Raw genomic sequence first — 16,850 nt, 5'->3', positions numbered from 1 at the left:
GTTTGTGAAACAAAAAATAAATATCACAAAAAACACAGCCCTAGGAACCACGACTTTTGTCCTTGAAAGAAAATGGAGAAATGTGCAAAATCGCAGTCATAATAAGGAATCTCCTGCTCCACCGCTTGATTCGATCCTTTAATCACGGTACATTTTTCCTATTCAACTCATTTATACCATGTTGTAACATTAATAAGGTCCTTTAATGAACGGATCCCAACAGGTCATTTGAATCAAATTTTCCGGGAGGTGGCAGTAACATGATCTGGGAAAAAACAGTTTTATACGGGCTGCAAGGTACACTTCTCATCAAAAAACAACAGCTCGAACAACTGAAAAATTGCCAAACTGAATTAGAAGCAGATAAAAAGGAATTTGACGATTCAAAAGACAGCATCAAAAAGCCCGAACTGTCGCCGACAACATGGCAGGGCAGCCTTGCTGATTCTTTTAAAAATGTCAGAAGCGATATGAAAACGGCCTACAATGATATTTGCGGAAAACAGTTAAATGAAGTGTTTAAACAATTAAAAGAGAAAATCTCTTCCTTAAATGATGACATTGATTCACTAGGTAAGGATATCAGCTCATTAAAAACGAAAATTGAAAAGCTGGAAAAAGAAGAAAGAGAAGCCCGCCGCTAAAGGAGTGATTACGATGGGTCAAGAAATCAAAGTCAAAACAGGCGAAGTCAAACAGGCGCTCTCGAAGCTGAAGCATTCAGCCCAAGCTGTAAAACCGAACGTGCCGACAGATATCAGCGGCAAAAACAACCTTGACGTCGTCAAAAAAATCGAAAGCATGAACAAAGATTTGAAAAGCCTGACAAAAGCATACGCTTCGGCTCTCGCTAAACAGATTGCGCAAACCGAACAGGCTGTCAACGCTATAAAAGACGCCGACAAAAAGCTGTCGTCATCGATCAAAGCCAAGTAGAAGGAAGGGACTACGCATTGAAAACTCTAGATGTTCAGGCTTTTCAAACCGGCCTAGACAAAACGCTGACCGAATTAAAAAACCAGACTGACGAGATTTCAAAAGTCAAACAAAGCGTCAAAGGTCTCACCTCCCTTGACGACGCCTTAAAAGGCGCGGGCGGTGAAGCGATCCGCTCGTTCTATGAAGAGTGCCACACCACTTTTCTTCTTTTTTATGAATCTTTTATTTCCGACTATAAAGGACTTTTAGAAAAGACGAAAAGCGCACTTCATTCCCTTGAACCGAACCAAAACGGCTTTATCTCGCAAACCTTTCTTGAAAACGAACTCCATGACGGCGTCAGTCAAGCCGAATCGCTGACAGGCAGATTGACGTCAAAAGCCAATATGACTATTCTAACGGTCAAAAACATCGTCGACCTGCCCGATCTCGACGATTCAGCCGTCAACGAAAACGCCAAAAAAGCCCAAAGACAAATCAGCGAGACGCTTGAAAAGCTTCATACCTTTGACCGCGAACAGACAAATGCGCTAAAAGCGGCGAGGGATGACCTCGACACAATGAAGCAATACATCCAGCAGCTGGAGAGGATGTATACGGGGCCGAAGATTGAAATCTCGGAATATAAAAGCGGTTCAATTTTAAATCCGCAAAATGACTCAACAATCAGTCAAGCTTCCGGCGGCCTGCAAAGCGACCTGCAAAACCCCGGCGAAACGCCGATGGAGAAGATGCTTGGACGGTTTAGCGAAAAAGACGAAAAAAGCAAAATCGATGACACCACAAAAGAAGACCTTCCATTTGAGATCGATTGGACGTATCCTGTAGCTAGTGCAGGAAGTTTGTATGGGACGACTACTGCTGCGACGGATTTTGGGAAGAATGTGAAGTATGTTGTTAAAGATGGGGTTAAAATTGAAAAAGGCATAGAAACCAATAGCGGCAGGAAGATAAGCGGATACAAGGTACAGAACGGTCAAGCGATAGGAATCAAAGGAAAAAATTACCCGGAAACTTGGACTAAATCACAGTTAAAAGTGGGGAACAACCCGAAAATCGCTGAGTATACAAGGGCTTCTTCTGCAGTTAAAGGTGCAATGAAAAGCAAGTTGGGTTGGGCAGGCGTAGCCATCACCACTGGAGAAGATTTAGTGAATAATGTAAACGACCCTAATGTCTCCACTGAAAAAATAGTTGGGGATGCTGCAGTAGACGTGGGATTAGGTGCTGCAACAATTGGAGTTGGCGCTGTTGCAAGCGCGTTTGTAATCGGAACGGTCGGGGCCCCTGTGATAGTCGGCGCAGCTGCAGCTCTGGTTGTGACAATTGGTGTATCAGAACTTCTAGGCGGCGTAAAATGGGGAAAAGACAAAAAAAGCATTACGGATATGGCAAAAGACTCTGTAGAATCGGGATTAAAAACAGTTGCAGGGTGGTTTAAGTAATTTCACATGGGAGGTAAACCGTCTTGTTAAGATTGGATACAGATACGACATTTAAAAAATTGCCTAGAGATATCAAACGCCATTTAATTGCAGATGAAGCATCGTCCCAAGATAAGTGGTCAATGTTATTTTGTATTGTTGTGCTTTTAGATTTAATTTGCGGTATTCCTCTCTTTGTAAATGGCGAAAAAACGTTCACAATAATAGCATTACCTTTTATGATATTTATCAACTTATGGACAATCATTTTGATGTTTACAAAACTCGATAAGATCAGTCCTACTTACTTTGGTTTATACAAAGGAGGAACTGGAGTTGTTTCTTCGATTTGTTATTTTATACTCTCTCTAAAGTATGTTTATTCTGTGTTAGGGTATAATCCTATTTTTATGATTGCTTCATTACTTACTTATTTCATTGTTACACTTGGGTTTATCCGATACTACGTAATTGTTTTACCAAAACGCAGCAAAAAAGAGAAAAGAAGCGCTTCATGGGGAACCTATTTATTAACAATAGGACCGGGATTAGGCTACATCATTGCACAGTTCATGTTTCACTTTTCAGATTCAATTGTTAATTTGTTTATGAGTTATATTTATTTATTTTTAGCATGCTTTTTTTCTTATATGGGGGTCAAATTCATTCACCAATACCTTTTCATTAAAGCCAATCAACATATATTTAATGGAAAATAAGAAAGGAGAACTTCTTCGATGCTTGAAAATAAGCTTCTGCCTTCTGGCTCAATCGTCTTACTAGAAGGCGGAACAAAAAAATTAATGATTTACGGAAGAAAACAGATCGTCGTGAGCGAAGATCCGAAAATGTTTGACTATATCGGCGTTTTTTACCCCGAGGGCTACATTAATCAAGAATACACTTTTGCTTTTAACCATTCAGACATTGAAAAAGTGATTTTCGAAGGTTATGAGGATGAAGAGGAACGAGAATTTCAACATGTTTTAAAAGAAGCAGCCATCGATTAGAAACGGAAGCGTCTCATACATGGGACGCTTTCTTTTTGGATCGTTGTATGCATTTGAAAATAATTTTATATGAGCATCGCTTATCGTGGATATGAGTGTTCAATTCTACCGAAATGAAAGAAAAGGCAAGTGAAAAAGATGCTAAATCAAGATTCGCTCGAGTATATCTTTGAGATTATCCCCAGAACTCGTTTACGTTTTGCTTGGTTATAATCTTATTCATCTTTATTAGGGTAGTGATTGTAATTTTATGAAAGGTTCGATACTACCTTATCGCTTTTCCCATTAATAAAAATAAGAAAGAAATCTGAACGTGGTTAGCAACAAGCGTAGACCTTTGCTTGTAATTACCTGGACATTAATAGTTTCCAAGGTGCTAAGAAAGGGAGCTTTTTATGAAAAACGAAAAAAATTTTCTATATAAAAAAATAAACGAAGCAATGATCATCTTCTCTATTTTATTTCCTGTAGGGGGTATCTTTTTAGTCATCATGACGATATGGGCGGTAGGAGCAAAAGCACCTTCAGAAATTCCCTTATTTGTTTCGGTTATCAGCTTATTTTTTTTCGTTCCTCCACTCCTATTACATATCTACAGAAAAAAAGTCTGGCTGAAAAAATACATGCAGAATTATAAAAATTCAGAGGGATAAGCGGAGGAAAGTAAGTTTTGCTGAAATTAAAAGAAACAGTTGCATACAAAGATTTACCTACCAATATTCAGTCTCATTTGACAGCTCCCATCAGCCGGGAAACGAAATGGGGAATGGCGTGTTTTATCGTGTTGATGCTGGATATTTTAAGCATATTACCTGTGCTGGTGAACAAAGTAGATTTTTTCACATTCGCCGCTGTTCCTGTTGCTATCCTGATCAATATATGGATGATCATCATGAATACCAAAAGCATGACCGGATATCATCATCACCTTCAATATGTTCGCTTTATGGGCGTATCATTCAGCGGTACGTCATATTGCCAGTTGATCACAGCGCAAAAAATGATGGTTTCTGCTATCGGTTTTCATGTACCGCTGATCAGTCTGTCATTATTCATTTATGCCGCCGTTATTTTCCTCATCATTCGGTATTATTTGGTTGTTTTCCCTGATTCTAAAAAAGGCAAAAGGGAGACAGCAGCTCCGACAAGGATGCTCCTGGCAGCTGTTCCGGCAGGCGGTTTTGTAATAAGTCATGCCGTTTTGCGAGTTTCCGAGTCTGCCGTTTATTTGTTGATGAGTACCGTCTATCTGCTTATGGCTTGTTTATTTTCTATGATGGGGGTCAAATTCATCCACAAATACTTCTTCATCAAAGCGAATCAAGATATCATCAGACAGCATAGGATTTAAGGCACAAGGAGAGGTCATGTTTGAAAGGCAGAAATAAAATCATTCTCTCAGTTTATTCTCTACTTGCAGCAATCATTATTTTGACCGGCCTTGTCAAACCTTCAATGAACTGGAAGGAAAAGCTTGCCGTCATCGGCTTTATGTTCGTTTCAATTTCTTTATTCGCCTTCATCACTTATGTGTTCATAAATAAGCCGAAGAAAGATCAAAGCGCGCCCCGATGCAACATCGTCGCGAAAATCTTTTGGAAGAAATACAGAAAACCGTTCACGCTCTCTTTCTACTTCGTCGGCATCCTGATTGTGGGAACATCCGTGTTTTTCATGCCCGAACTCTCACTCGCTTGGAAATCCGGCGTGTTTGCAATTTTGTTTGCCGTGATATCTGGCGGCTTTTTTACTGTTTATCAAGCGGCGAATCAAATGCTGAACCGGTCTTGTTTGGAAAGAATGCCTGACGAAGAATGAGAAGCTTTTTTTAGCAGAAAAAAAACGCTGGAGTCCGCCATTCATAAAGGAGTAATGATGTCACCAGAAACTTTTGTTGAATATACCGAATATTTCATCGCCGGTATGTTGGCCGCTCATTTCGCTTACAGTTTGGGTTTTTTAATCATTGCGAGTCACATGATCATTGAATATGAAAAAATGATCTTTTTAAAACCTGAAAAATGGTCCCATAAAATCACAAATACATTCGTTTTTCTTCTTGTCGGCACCGGTTACTTTGTTTACAATCGGCTATTAAAATACAACTGGTTCCTGAGAAAACTGTATTTCGCCCTCTATCTTCTGGGCAGAGGCATTTTAAGCATCATCATCTTTTATATTTTTTCTTTTCTGATCCATCTCATTTTCAGCGTTTAAATCATTTACGATTGGAGAGATCCGAATGTCTAAATTTCTACAAAAACCAAGAAACAAAGCTATCTTATCCGTCTACCTGTTTTTCGTTTGCGGCTCCGTTCTCAGCTCTGTTCTGAATCCGGTGATGAGTCTGGGAGAAAAGCTGTTTATCCTCTGTTTTAATATTTTCTCGGCAACTTTATTCGCATTTCTCATTTATGTGTTGCTAAATAAACTGATGAAAGATGAAGACCGCAAACATCCGGCAGACCCCGAAAGAAACGGGATTAATCAAGTGATTTGGAAAAAATACAAAAAGCCGCTGATCCTGTTTGTTTATTTTGGCGGCGTGTTTTCCGTCTGCGCTGTTATTATTCCCATGTCGATATATACCGTTGCTGAAAAGCTCGTGATCCTTTCGATCGCGATTATTTTCATTACAATTGGCTGTACCTTGGCTTATAAAGTGACGAATAAGATGCTGCAGAAATAATTGAAAGGACCATGGTTCGCCATGGTCCTTTTCTTCAGTTCCTCAGCTCCTCCAGCGTCTCTTCCCACCGCCGCAAAACCGCCGCTTCATCCTTCAGCTCAATCTGAACGCCGGAGATGATATCGGCGTATTTTGCGATATCTTCCCGGGCCGCTTCGACGGTGCCGGCGAAGCGCGCTCTCGGGTGTTTGGCGTCTTTTAATTCGGGCAGTTTTTTTAAAGACAGCCGCACATAATGTGCTTTGCCTTTCCAGCAAGTGACGAAGAGCGCCCGGCCTGTTCTCGCGATGTTCGAGGTTGTCGTTGTGCCTTGCCAGAGAGCCAGGCGGATGTCGGTTTTGTTCAAGGCGAGGATTTCGCCGGCGCTGATCATCGCTGTGTGCGGCCAGCCTTCTTCTGTGACGGTCTGGAGCATCATCGCTTCGCGCCGCTTTCCGGCGAGTTTCTCTCCGTTTAACAGCTGAAATAATTCGTTTGATAGCTGAGCCATGCCGGATGCCTCCCTTTAGATTTTCCGATCTGGAACCGCTGGCACTTGTACGGCTGTTTCGACTTCAGAAGGGTCGATTTTAAAGGCCGGATTGTATTTTTCAGGATTTGTGATCGTCTCCGGCTCCGATGATCTCCAAGTGAAAAAGCAGTGCTGACATTGATAAACTTCCCAGGCTCCTTCAACGGGTGACTTGCTGACGGTTTCCGCTTTTTTTAATTCGCAGCGCGGACATGTATGCATGATGAAACACTCTCCTCTTTTATTGATTTAGCAGATTCATTAGTTTCGCTTCCCACTCTTTCGTTCCTATAGGGGAATCGAGCGGTTGTGAATAGTGTCCTCTTGTTTCCGGGGCCACAGGTGTTGTCGCGTCCAAGATCATTTTGTGGGTGATTCCCGCCGGTTCAGAACCCGGGTCAAGCGCCAGAACGGATAAATCCGGGATAATGACTGCATCGTGTTTTGGATGCATTTTCGTTGAAATGGCCCACATCACTTGCGGGAGATTAAACGGATCGACGTCTTCGTCAACGAGGATCACCATTTTGCAGTAGCCGAGGCCGTGCGGCGTCGTCAGCGCGCGCATACCGACAGCTTTGGCGAATCCGCCGTAGCGGCTTTTCGTTGAGACAATGGCGATCAAGCCGTGTGTATACATCGCGTTTACCGCGACAATTTCATTCGGATAGGCCTCTTTTAGCTGCTGGTAAAGCGGCACACATGTATTAATGCCGACCATGTAGTCAACCTCAGTCCAAGGCATGCCTAAATAGAGGTGTTCAAAAATCGGGTTGTTGCGGTGGCAGACGCGCTTGATTTTGATGATCGGCATGCTTCTTCCGCCTGAATAGTGGCCGGTAAACTCGCCGAACGGGCCTTCATACTCGCGTTCGCCCGCCAGGATCTCACCTTCGAGAACCACTTCCGCGCCCCATGGGATATCTAAGTTAGACAGTTTTGATTTGACGATTTTATAAGGTTCACCTTGCAAGGCCCCTGCCATTTCGTATTCTGATTGATCGTATAAGAGCGGTGTGGATGCCGCCGTTGCAATGACCGGTTCGCAGCCGAGCGCAATCGTGACAGGCAGGTTTTCGCCGCGCTCTTCAGCCTGACGCAGGTGGATTGCAATATCATGCTGCGGGACGGGCTGAATGCCGAGACGGTCTTTTCCTTTTACCTGCAGTCTGTACATGCCGACGTTTTGTTTGCCGAAGTGTTCCGGATCCTCGACATCTCTGGAAATGACGCATGCCTTGTCTAAATAAAAGCCGCCGTCGCCCTGATTGATGCGGAAGAGCGGCAAAATGTCAAACAGGTTGATGTCTTCTGTGATGTCGTTTTCGTGAAACGGCGCTGTCTCCTCTCTTTGCACTTTTACAGGAAATTGATCATAGCGGCGTGCGAATTCAAAGAACTGTTCTTTGACCGGCGTGTCTTTCGGAAGGCCGAGCATTAATGCGTGGTTCGGCCAGGAGCCGATGACATTCAGGGCGATTTGGGCATTGTTATAGCCGTAAATGTTGTTGAATAAAAGAGCGGGTGATTTGTCTCCGAGGTTATTGGCGGCGCGTGCAGCGGCACCCAAATCGGGTTCCGGCTTCACCTCTTCCTGAACTTCAAGAAGCTGTCCTTCTTTTTTCAGCGTGTTTAAAAAATCTCTAAAATCTTGATAAGCCATTCTGTTATCCTCCTTATTTCTTCTGTTTCATTCCTTCCCAGCGCTTCGCTTCAGACAGATGGATTCCAAATTGGTCCAGCGTCCGGAATACGATATGGTCGACCATTTCGGTCAGATTTTGGGGATGATTATAAAAAGCCGGCATCGGCGGCAGGATCACCGCGCCCATTTTTGTCAGCTCAAGCATGTTTTCAAGATGAATCTGGTTCAGCGGCGTCTCCCTTGTTAACAGCACAAGCTTTTTCCGTTCCTTCAGCATGACGTCCGCCGAACGGGTCAACAGGTTATCCGCCATACCGGTGCGAATGCCCGCCAACGTCTTCATGCTGCACGGTGCGACAATCATTCCGTCCGTTTGAAAGGAACCGCTTGAAATGCGGGCCGCCTGGTCTTTGTGGGAATACGTAAAAGATGCGAGCTTTTCTACGTCTTTCATCGTATATCCCGTTTCGTGCAGAATCGTTGCCGCTGCCCACGGAGAGATGACTAGGTGTGTCTCTGCGTCGGTTTTCTTCAGCCACTCCAGCATCCGCACGCCAAATATCGCGCCGGTCGCGCCCGTAATTCCGACGATGATGTTCATATGCGCCCCCCTTTCCCTCTTGGTGCTTCAGTTAAAATGATACGCCTCTATTTACCATATTGAAAATATCTGTTAAATCTATATATAATACTTTAAAGGTATAAAAAGGAGTGCCGAGAAAATGGATATTCGCCAGTTAAAGTACTTTGTTACGATCGCACAGGAAGGAAAGATTACAACGGCGGCGAAACGGCTTCATATCGCCCAACCGCCCCTCTCCAGACAGTTGAAGCAGATGGAAGAGGAGCTCGGAGTCGTTTTATTTGACCGGAACAAAAAGAAAAACCTGACGCTGACCTATGAAGGAGAAGTGTTTTTGAAAAGAGCAAAAGAAATCCTGCACAAGCTTGAGGATTCCATCTTGGAGGTTCGGGAGCTGCGTGAAGAAGTCAACGGAACCCTTGCCGTCGGTTCAACGATTTACTGTGCGGCTCTATTGCTCTCAAAAGTCTCGAAGATCAGGGAAATGTACCCGAATTTAATGTTTAACATTTGGGAAGGTGAGCCTTCACGGCTGAGCGGGCTCTTGGAAAACCGGCAGATCGATGCGGCGGTCACGACAACGCCTTTCCACAGCAAAAATATCGAAGCAAAGAGCCTGCCGGAGGTCCCATGCAAGCTCGTTCTTCCGGGGAATCAGTCGTATGGCTTAAAAGGGGAAGCCGGAATGAAAGAAATTGCCGGTCTGCCGCTGATTCTGCTCAGACCGTCGCACGGAAAAGGGATTTATGATGAGGTCGTCCATCACTTTCACTCATTGGACCTTGAGCCGAGGGTCGTCTGTGAGTGCCATGATTCTACAACGCTCCTCAGCCTTGTCACCTCGGGATTCGGAGCAACGATTCTGCCGCTGTCCATGCTGCCGGCGCATTTTGCGCGTCATGTTCAGACATTGGAGATTCAAGACAATCCGTTTATTCTGCAGCCATCTGTCGTTTGGCGGGCCGGCAGTTTTCTGCCGAAGCCCGTAAGAGAGTTTTTGGCTTTATTTTGATAACAAAAAAGAAAAGGCATCATGCCGATGCCTTCTCCTTTTCATTGGTTATAGCAGCTTCTTCCCTAACAGCGATTCGATCAGTTCGACGGCCGCCTCACCGGTTTTATTTTTATGATCAAGTATCGGGTTGACTTCAACAAACTCGGCAGAAGTAATGATATCTGCGTCATAAAGCATTTCCATCGCCAAATGGCTTTCCCTGTAGCTGATGCCTCCGACGACAGGGGTGCCGACTCCCGGAGCGTCGCTCGGATCAAGACCGTCCAGATCGAGGCTCAGATGAATGCCGTCGCAATTTGCTGACAGATACTCGATCGTTTCCTCTATCACCTTCGTCATGCCAAGCCTGTCGATTTCGTGCATGGTGTAGACTTTCATGCCGGTTTCACGGATATATTTGCGCTCTCCTTCATCAAGCGAGCGCGCACCAATGATGACGACATGCTCCGGCTTGACTTTCGGCGTATAGCCGTGAAGGTTGACCAGCTTTTCGTGGCCGACACCGAGACTTACCGCCAGCGGCATACCGTGGATGTTGCCTGACGGCGATGTCTCCAGCGTATTTAAGTCGCCGTGTGCGTCATACCAAATCACGCCGAGTTGTTGATAATGCTTGGCTACCCCCGCCAATGTCCCGATGGCTATGCTGTGGTCTCCGCCCAACACGAGCGGGAAGCGGCGCTGCTCGATGACATTGTCGACGATATCAGCCAGCTTGCGGTTTCCTTCGAGTACGGAAACTAAATTTTTCAGCCCTTCGTCTCCTTTTGGCTGATCGCGATTGATCGGCACATCGCCCAGATCATCGATATCATAGCCAAGCTCGGTCAGACGTTCCACGATATGAGCGTAGCGAATCGCGCTCGGTCCCATATCCACACCGCGCCGCGCCTGTCCCAAGTCCATCGGCATTCCAATCAGAGAAACTTGCTTATTCATCAATAACCACCTCATCGTTTGTTTTGTTTTGATAGATCAATGCTTCTTGTCGCTCAAGACCCTGGCGTTTTTTCACAAATACGTGATAAACAAAGTAGCAGGCCGACATGAACAAAATCCCGCAGTACAATGCCATCCTCTGCTCTGAATCAAAGGCAAGGCTCACAAGGACGGCGCTGTTTAAAATAAATCCCGTCAGCGGCAAATAAGGGTAAAGAGGCGTTTTAAATTTCAAGTCTTCAACCTTACCGCCTTCTTTAACATATCTTCTGCGAAATAGCAGCTGTGATACCGTAATCGTGATCCAGCCGACTTGTGCGCTTAAACCGGCTAGAGACAGAAGCCAGATGTAGAGCGTTTCCGCGGCAACTACGCTTGAGACGAGGGACAAACCCGCAAAACCGAGCGTGATCCACAGCGCATTCATCGGGATCCCTCTTTTATTGACCCGGCTTAAAGCCTGAGCGGCCATTCCTTCTTTCGCAAGGGAGTAAAGCATCCTCGTCGATGCGTACAAACCCGAATTCGCCACCGATAATAAAGCAATTAAAATAACAAAGTTCATCAGATCGGCGGCATACGGAATGCCAATTTGTTCAAATACGACAACGAACGGGCTTTCAACAACCCCCGCTTTTTCCCATGGAATCAACCCCGCCAGGACAAATACGGACAGGCCGAAAAACACGAGTGTCCGCCAGACCGTCTGTTTGATGGAGCGGGGCACCGTTTTTTCCGGATTTTCGCTTTCCCCCGCCGCGATCCCGATCAGCTCTGTCCCTTGAAAGGCAAAGTTGACGGTGATCATCGTGATAAAGATCGCGCCGAATCCGTTTGGAAAAATTCCGTCTCCAATCAGATTGGAAAAGAACGGTGCAGCCTGTCCGTCTTTCATATCGATAAATCCGAACATCGCCCCTCCGCCGAGGATAATAAACAGAAGGATAACGATAATTTTAATGCCGGACAGCCAAAATTCCGATTCCCCGAAGGCTTTCGCCGATAGCGCGTTAAGCGAAAAAAGCAGCAGACCGAAAATCAAACACCATATCCAGACGCTGACATCGGGAAACCACCTTTTCATCAGCTGCCCCGCCGACAGAAATTCCAAAGCAACCGTAACCGACCAGCCGAGCCAGTAGATCCAGCCGACGGCAAATCCTGTGGCAGGCCCGATAAATTTTGTCGCGTACGTCTGAAAAGAGCCTGAAACCGGCATTGCCACTGCGAGCTCCCCGAGGCAAAGCATCGTAAAATACATGATCATTCCGCCCGCTAAATAAGAAAGAATCGCGCCGATCGGCCCGGCTTCATTGATCGTATATCCTGTTCCAAGAAAAAAGCCGGTTCCGATGACGCCGCCAAGCGAGATCATAAACAAATGGCGTGATTTCATCGTTCTTTTCAGTGTATATTGTTCACGGTTTTCATGGTTCAAACCGCCTTCACCCCTTCCGTTTCCATTCTCCCTAATGTCATCTCCCCCTATGACATATAGACTATTTTTTAAATCTTCTGAACATTTTCCTGATATTTCAATTTTTGACAAACTTCGCACATGCGGCGAAAAAACGGGCTGAACAATCCCCTTATTGTTCAGCCGTCCGCTTTACTTCGACAAAACACGGGTAATCTTTTCAATCGCCCAATCCAAATCCTCATTTGAAATAACAAGAGGAGGCGCAAAGCGAATCACCGTTTCATGCGTTTCTTTGCAGAGCAGGCCTTCTTCTTTCAAACGCTCGCAATACGGACGCGCCGCCTCGGTCAGCTCAACCCCAATGAACAGCCCTCTGCCGCGCACTTCTTTGATTTTTGGATTATCGATTTGCGAGAGCTTCTCTTTAAAATATTCCCCGAGCTCCAGCGACCGTTCAGCGAGCCGCTCATCTTCCAACACTTCAAGGGCGGCGATCGATACGGCGCATGCAAGCGGGTTCCCTCCGAAAGTCGACCCGTGTGAGCCGGGATTAAACACGCCAAGCACATCCCTGTTTGCAGCAATACACGATATTGGGAACACGCCGCCTCCGAGCGCTTTTCCTAAAATGTACATGTCCGGTGTGACATCCTCCCAATCAGAGGCGAACATTTTGCCTGTTCGCGCAAGCCCTGACTGTATTTCGTCAGCGATAAACAAGACATTGCGTTCTTTACAGACTTCTGCAGCCTGTTTCAAAAAGCCTTCCGGCGGAATGACAATACCCGCTTCACCCTGAATCGGCTCAATTAAGAAAGCGGCCGTATTCGGTGTGATCGCCTGTTTCAGCGCCTCCAGATCCCCGTATGGAATCAGCTTGATGCCAGGAAGCATCGGCCCGAAACCACGTTTATACTCTTCTTCTGATGAAAGCGACACAGCCAGCATCGTCCGGCCGTGAAAATTGCCTACACATGCGATAATTTCAGCCTTATTGTCCGGAACGCCTTTTACATCATAAGCCCAGCGCCGGGCTGCTTTAATCGCGGACTCAACCGCTTCCGCTCCGGTGTTCATCGGCAGAACCATATCTTTCCCCGTTAATGAAGCGACCTTTTCATAGAAAGGACCGAGCTGGTCATTGTGAAAAGCTCTCGACGTCAAGGTGATTTTGTCGGCCTGATCTTTTAACGCCTGGATGATTTTCGGATGCCTGTGCCCTTGATTCACTGCGGAATAAGCGCTCAGCATATCCATGTATCGGTTGCCTTCCGGATCTTTCACCCACGCGCCTTCCGCTTCAGAAATCACGATCGGCAGAGGATGATAGTTATTCGCGCCAAAATGTGCGGTTTGCTTCATAATTTTCTCGGACTTTGATAGAACCGTCATTCTGATTCCTCCTTCTTATTTTTGGACATACATGCCAGATGTCGTATTTTGTTTCACACTATTTTATATGCAAGGATCGTGCCAATCCTTAAAACCGCAAATTTTCAGAACATTGCATGTATAATTCGCAAAAAATTTTGCGGTCTTTATTCAAAGGTGCAAAAATAAATGCATATTTTTTTGCACCCTTATCAAATCTTCACTTACAATGGAGAGACAGTTACGAACAAAGGGGGATGTCACTTGCTGAAGAATTATGATTTACTCAAGCTTATTTTTCAAAGAATTATAGATGAAATCGATATCGGCTTGCATGTCGTCGACGAAAACGGCACATCTGTTGTCTATAACAAAAAAATGAGCCAGATTGAAGGGATGGATGTCAACGATGTGCTCGGCAAAAATGTGCTGGACGTGTTTACCTTTGCCAGCCAATATGACAGCACTCTCCTGCAGGCGCTGCATCACGGGAAAACGAACAAAAACGTCAAGCAGACCTACTTCAATAACAAGGGCCAGGAAATTACGACCGTCAATCATACGTTTCCCATTATGGAAAACGGGAATACGAAAGGAGCGGTTGAGATTGCCAAAGATGTCACAAAGCTTGAACGGCTGATCAGAGAAAATATGAACAAAACAGAAAACACAAAGTATACGTTTGACAGTCTGATCGGCGTCAGCCCGGCGTTCAAGGAAGTCATTGAACATGCAAAGCGGGCGACCCGGACCTCTTCCTCCATTCTCATTGTCGGCGACACCGGAACCGGAAAAGAACTGTTCGCCCAAAGTATACATAACGGAAGCCAGCGGTCGACTGGCCCATTCATCTCACAAAACTGCGCAGCCCTCCCGGAAAGCCTCGTCGAAGGCCTTTTATTCGGCACGGCCAAAGGCGCATTCACGGGTGCCGTCGATCGCCCGGGTCTTTTCGAACAAGCAGACGGTGGCACACTTCTCCTTGACGAGATCAATTCTTTGGACTTCAGCTTGCAGGCAAAGCTTTTGCGCGCGATTCAAGAAAAAACGATCAGGCGGATCGGCGCTTCGAAGGATACTCCGATCGATGTCAGGATCATCGCGACGATGAACGAAGATCCAGTCGACGCGGTCAGCGGGCAAAGACTGCGAAAAGATTTGTATTACAGGCTGAGTGTCGTCACCTTGTTCATTCCTCCATTAAAAGATCGAAAGGAAGATATCATGCCGCTCACCCAGCATTTTATCGACAAATACAACGCATTGTTCCAAATGGAGGTCAAAGGTTTTGAAGAAGAGGTGCAGCGGTTTCTGCTTTCATATGATTGGCCGGGAAACGTCAGAGAACTTGAACATTTAATTGAAGGCGCCATGAATTTGATGTCTTACGAAGACAAACTCGAGCTCACGCACCTTCCATTGCAATACAGGACAAAACCAGCGGCAAAAAAGCAGCTGCCGCAGCAGGGCTATGATCTGTTCGCCCCGCTTCCTTCCGTCTCGGCAGCTCCTTTGAAGGAACAAATCGAGAATGCCGAAAAGTATTATATTCAAAAAACCGTTAAAAAATGCAATTACAATGTGTCCCAAGCGGCGCGGGTTCTGGGGATCAGCAGGCAGAGCCTGCAATACAGGCTTAAAAAATGGAAGATCCGTTTTGATCAGGAATCAGAATGATTATCACTAAAAACGAATTTCTTGACTCATACTAAAAAAGGTTTATGCTTTACTTTTGTAAGACCGTTAAGTACAATCATATCAACTAAATCCAATCAGAAAAGTGGGGAATAAAATGAAGAAAGCAATATTCGCTGTATTACTGACGCTGTTGATCACCGTGATGGCCGCATGCGGCGCGTCAGGGGACAATTCCAAGGATAAAAACGCAGCAGGCGACAGCCTCTGGTCTTCAATTAAAGATAAAGGCGTTTTGACCGTCGGTACTGAAGGAACGTACGAACCATTTACATTCCACGATAAAAAAACAGATCAATTAACAGGTTATGATGTCGAAGTGATGCAGGAAGTCGCCAAGCGCCTCAACCTGAAAGCTGAATTTAAAGAAACGCAGTGGGACAGCATGTTTGCCGGCCTCAACTCCAAGCGTTTTGACGTCGTTGCCAACCAAGTCGGGAAAAAAGACCGTGAAAATCAGTATGATTTTTCCGATTCATATACAACTTCCCAAGCCGTCGTTGTCACAAAAGCGGACAACAACGATATAAAAGCTGAAGGGGACGTCAAAGGGAAAAAAGCTGCACAATCTTTGACAAGCAACTATAATGACCTTGCGAAAAACGCCGGCGCTGAAATCGAAGGCGTGGAAGGAATGGCTCAAGCGTTTCAGTTGATTCAGCAGGGCCGTGTCGACCTCACCTTTAACGATAAACTGGCGGTGCTGAACTATTTGAAGACATCAGGAAACAAAAACCTGAAAGTCGCTTTTGAAACAGGCGAGCCGCAAACTACGCATTTTGCTTTCCGCAAAGGAAGCGGCGAGCTGGTTGACAAGGTCAACTCCGCGCTGAAAGACATGAAAGAGGATGGCACACTCGCGAAAATAGCGAAGAAATGGTTTGGCGAAGATGTTTCTAAATAATATACAAGCGGCGGCCATCGGCGCGGCGATCCCCTGGGATCTTGTGCGTGAATCATTTTGGCCGATCTTTTTAAGGGGAATCTATTACTCGATTCCCCTTGCCATTCTCTCTTTTATATTCGGTATGATCATCGCATTGATCACGGCGCTGGCGAGAATGTCCAAATCCCGCATTTTAAGAGCGGTTTTCGGCATTTATGTCTCAGCGATCCGCGGAACGCCGCTGCTCGTTCAGCTATTCATTATTTTTTACTTGTTTCCAGCATTTCAAATCACGATTGACCCGTTTCCGAGCGCGATCATTGCCTTTTCATTAAATGTCGGCGCATATGCTTCGGAAATCATCAGGGCTTCCATCCTTTCCGTTCCGAAAGGGCAGTGGGAAGCGGCTTATTCGATTGGAATGACTCAAAAAACGGCCCTTACCAGGGTCATCCTGCCGCAGGCTGTACGCGTGTCGATTCCGCCATTATCCAATACATTCATCAGCTTGGTTAAAGACACATCGCTTGCGTCACAAATTCTTGTTGCTGAATTATTCCGGAAAGCCCAGGAAATCGGGGCCAGCAATCTAGACCAAATTTTAATCATTTATATGGAAGCCGCATTCATCTATTGGATCATCTGCTTTATTCTCGCGCTTGTTCAGCAGCAGATTGAACGGCGATTGGACCGGTATGTGGCCAGGTAAGGAGGGAAATAGAC

General features: G+C 45.5%; 21 protein-coding genes. 14 read left to right on the top strand and 7 right to left on the bottom strand.

The window, feature by feature from the left end; genetic code table 11:
* The first annotated feature begins 260 nt into the window (after positions 1 to 260).
* The 10 genes from MKZ04_RS19280 (at position 261) to MKZ04_RS19235 (ending at position 6,062) form a co-directional block, all read left to right on the top strand.
* Entirely contained in the window at positions 261 to 644 is a 384-nt protein-coding gene (locus tag MKZ04_RS19280; RefSeq protein WP_003178893.1) for a YwqH-like family protein, read from the top strand.
* Between the two features lie 13 nt (positions 645 to 657).
* A complete protein-coding gene (locus MKZ04_RS19275) occupies positions 658 to 936 on the top strand; it encodes a YwqI/YxiC family protein (protein WP_020450144.1) in 279 nt (92 codons plus the stop codon).
* A 17-nt stretch (positions 937 to 953) separates the two neighbouring features.
* Entirely contained in the window at positions 954 to 2,384 is a 1,431-nt protein-coding gene (locus tag MKZ04_RS19270) for a T7SS effector LXG polymorphic toxin (protein ID WP_242653410.1), read from the top strand.
* 23 nt (positions 2,385 to 2,407) lie between these two features.
* Entirely contained in the window at positions 2,408 to 3,082 is a 675-nt protein-coding gene (locus MKZ04_RS19265; protein WP_035337238.1) for a hypothetical protein, read from the top strand.
* Between the two features lie 18 nt (positions 3,083 to 3,100).
* Positions 3,101 to 3,373, top strand: coding sequence for a DUF4176 domain-containing protein (locus MKZ04_RS19260; RefSeq protein WP_035337240.1), 273 nt, complete (start codon positions 3,101 to 3,103; stop codon positions 3,371 to 3,373).
* A gap of 395 nt (positions 3,374 to 3,768) precedes the next feature.
* Complete coding sequence (locus MKZ04_RS19255) at positions 3,769 to 4,026, top strand: hypothetical protein (RefSeq protein ID WP_035337241.1); 258 nt, start codon at positions 3,769 to 3,771, stop codon at positions 4,024 to 4,026.
* 17 nt (positions 4,027 to 4,043) lie between these two features.
* The gene (locus MKZ04_RS19250) at positions 4,044 to 4,724 is read left to right on the top strand and encodes a hypothetical protein (protein WP_020450135.1); all 681 of its coding nucleotides are present in this window, start codon (positions 4,044 to 4,046) and stop codon (positions 4,722 to 4,724) included.
* A gap of 20 nt (positions 4,725 to 4,744) precedes the next feature.
* Complete coding sequence (locus MKZ04_RS19245; protein WP_229129448.1) at positions 4,745 to 5,191, top strand: hypothetical protein; 447 nt, start codon at positions 4,745 to 4,747, stop codon at positions 5,189 to 5,191.
* A gap of 57 nt (positions 5,192 to 5,248) precedes the next feature.
* A complete protein-coding gene (locus MKZ04_RS19240) occupies positions 5,249 to 5,590 on the top strand; it encodes a hypothetical protein (protein WP_020450133.1) in 342 nt (113 codons plus the stop codon).
* A gap of 25 nt (positions 5,591 to 5,615) precedes the next feature.
* Positions 5,616 to 6,062, top strand: a complete 447-nt coding sequence (locus MKZ04_RS19235; protein ID WP_020450132.1) for a hypothetical protein — start codon at positions 5,616 to 5,618, stop codon at positions 6,060 to 6,062.
* A 34-nt stretch (positions 6,063 to 6,096) separates the two neighbouring features.
* Here MKZ04_RS19235 and MKZ04_RS19230 read toward each other — a convergent pair whose 3' ends face one another.
* The 4 genes from MKZ04_RS19230 to MKZ04_RS19215 are packed head-to-tail and all read right to left on the bottom strand — an operon-like array spanning position 6,097 to position 8,819.
* Entirely contained in the window at positions 6,097 to 6,552 is a 456-nt protein-coding gene (locus MKZ04_RS19230; RefSeq protein WP_065643682.1) for a pyridoxamine 5'-phosphate oxidase family protein, read from the bottom strand.
* Positions 6,553 to 6,567: 15 nt separating this feature from the next.
* Positions 6,568 to 6,795, bottom strand: a complete 228-nt coding sequence (locus MKZ04_RS19225) for a non-oxidative hydroxyarylic acid decarboxylases subunit D (RefSeq protein ID WP_020450130.1) — start codon at positions 6,793 to 6,795, stop codon at positions 6,568 to 6,570.
* Between the two features lie 19 nt (positions 6,796 to 6,814).
* Entirely contained in the window at positions 6,815 to 8,236 is a 1,422-nt protein-coding gene (locus MKZ04_RS19220) for a non-oxidative hydroxyarylic acid decarboxylases subunit C (protein ID WP_023855656.1), read from the bottom strand.
* Positions 8,237 to 8,249: 13 nt separating this feature from the next.
* On the bottom strand, positions 8,250 to 8,819 hold the full coding sequence (locus MKZ04_RS19215) for a non-oxidative hydroxyarylic acid decarboxylases subunit B (RefSeq protein WP_020450128.1): 570 nt from the start codon (positions 8,817 to 8,819) through the stop codon (positions 8,250 to 8,252).
* A gap of 121 nt (positions 8,820 to 8,940) precedes the next feature.
* Between MKZ04_RS19215 and MKZ04_RS19210 the strand changes: the two genes are divergently transcribed.
* Positions 8,941 to 9,813, top strand: coding sequence for a LysR family transcriptional regulator (locus tag MKZ04_RS19210; RefSeq protein WP_026580522.1), 873 nt, complete (start codon positions 8,941 to 8,943; stop codon positions 9,811 to 9,813).
* 48 nt (positions 9,814 to 9,861) lie between these two features.
* Here the strand turns inward: MKZ04_RS19210 and rocF are convergent, their stop codons facing one another.
* The 3 genes from rocF to MKZ04_RS19195 form a co-directional block, all read right to left on the bottom strand.
* Positions 9,862 to 10,755 carry an arginase gene (gene rocF / locus MKZ04_RS19205; RefSeq protein WP_020450126.1) on the bottom strand — a complete coding sequence of 298 codons (894 nt, stop codon included), beginning with the start codon at positions 10,753 to 10,755 and terminating at the stop codon, positions 9,862 to 9,864.
* Positions 10,748 to 12,151, bottom strand: a complete 1,404-nt coding sequence (locus MKZ04_RS19200; RefSeq protein WP_341047185.1) for an amino acid permease — start codon at positions 12,149 to 12,151, stop codon at positions 10,748 to 10,750. The genes rocF and MKZ04_RS19200 overlap by 8 nt, the downstream gene beginning before the upstream one ends.
* A 213-nt stretch (positions 12,152 to 12,364) precedes the next feature.
* Entirely contained in the window at positions 12,365 to 13,567 is a 1,203-nt protein-coding gene (locus MKZ04_RS19195) for an ornithine--oxo-acid transaminase (protein WP_020450124.1), read from the bottom strand.
* Between the two features lie 243 nt (positions 13,568 to 13,810).
* Here MKZ04_RS19195 and MKZ04_RS19190 point away from each other — a divergent pair, with 243 nt between their 5' ends.
* The 3 genes from MKZ04_RS19190 to MKZ04_RS19180 all read left to right on the top strand — a co-directional run bounded on the left by MKZ04_RS19190 (position 13,811) and on the right by MKZ04_RS19180 (position 16,836).
* Positions 13,811 to 15,223 carry a sigma-54 interaction domain-containing protein gene (locus MKZ04_RS19190; RefSeq protein WP_023855659.1) on the top strand — a complete coding sequence of 471 codons (1,413 nt, stop codon included), beginning with the start codon at positions 13,811 to 13,813 and terminating at the stop codon, positions 15,221 to 15,223.
* A gap of 115 nt (positions 15,224 to 15,338) precedes the next feature.
* Complete coding sequence (gene tcyA, locus MKZ04_RS19185; RefSeq protein WP_020450122.1) at positions 15,339 to 16,145, top strand: cystine ABC transporter substrate-binding lipoprotein TcyA; 807 nt, start codon at positions 15,339 to 15,341, stop codon at positions 16,143 to 16,145.
* Positions 16,132 to 16,836 carry an amino acid ABC transporter permease gene (locus MKZ04_RS19180; RefSeq protein ID WP_341046739.1) on the top strand — a complete coding sequence of 235 codons (705 nt, stop codon included), beginning with the start codon at positions 16,132 to 16,134 and terminating at the stop codon, positions 16,834 to 16,836. The genes tcyA and MKZ04_RS19180 overlap by 14 nt, the downstream gene beginning before the upstream one ends.
* The last annotated feature ends 14 nt before the right edge of the window (positions 16,837 to 16,850 follow it).

The sequence above is a fragment of the Bacillus sp. FSL W7-1354 genome, assembly GCF_038002405.1.
GTDB classification, from domain to species: Bacteria; Bacillota; Bacilli; order Bacillales; family Bacillaceae; genus Bacillus; species Bacillus paralicheniformis.
This window is presented reverse-complemented; position numbering and strand designations above follow the sequence as displayed.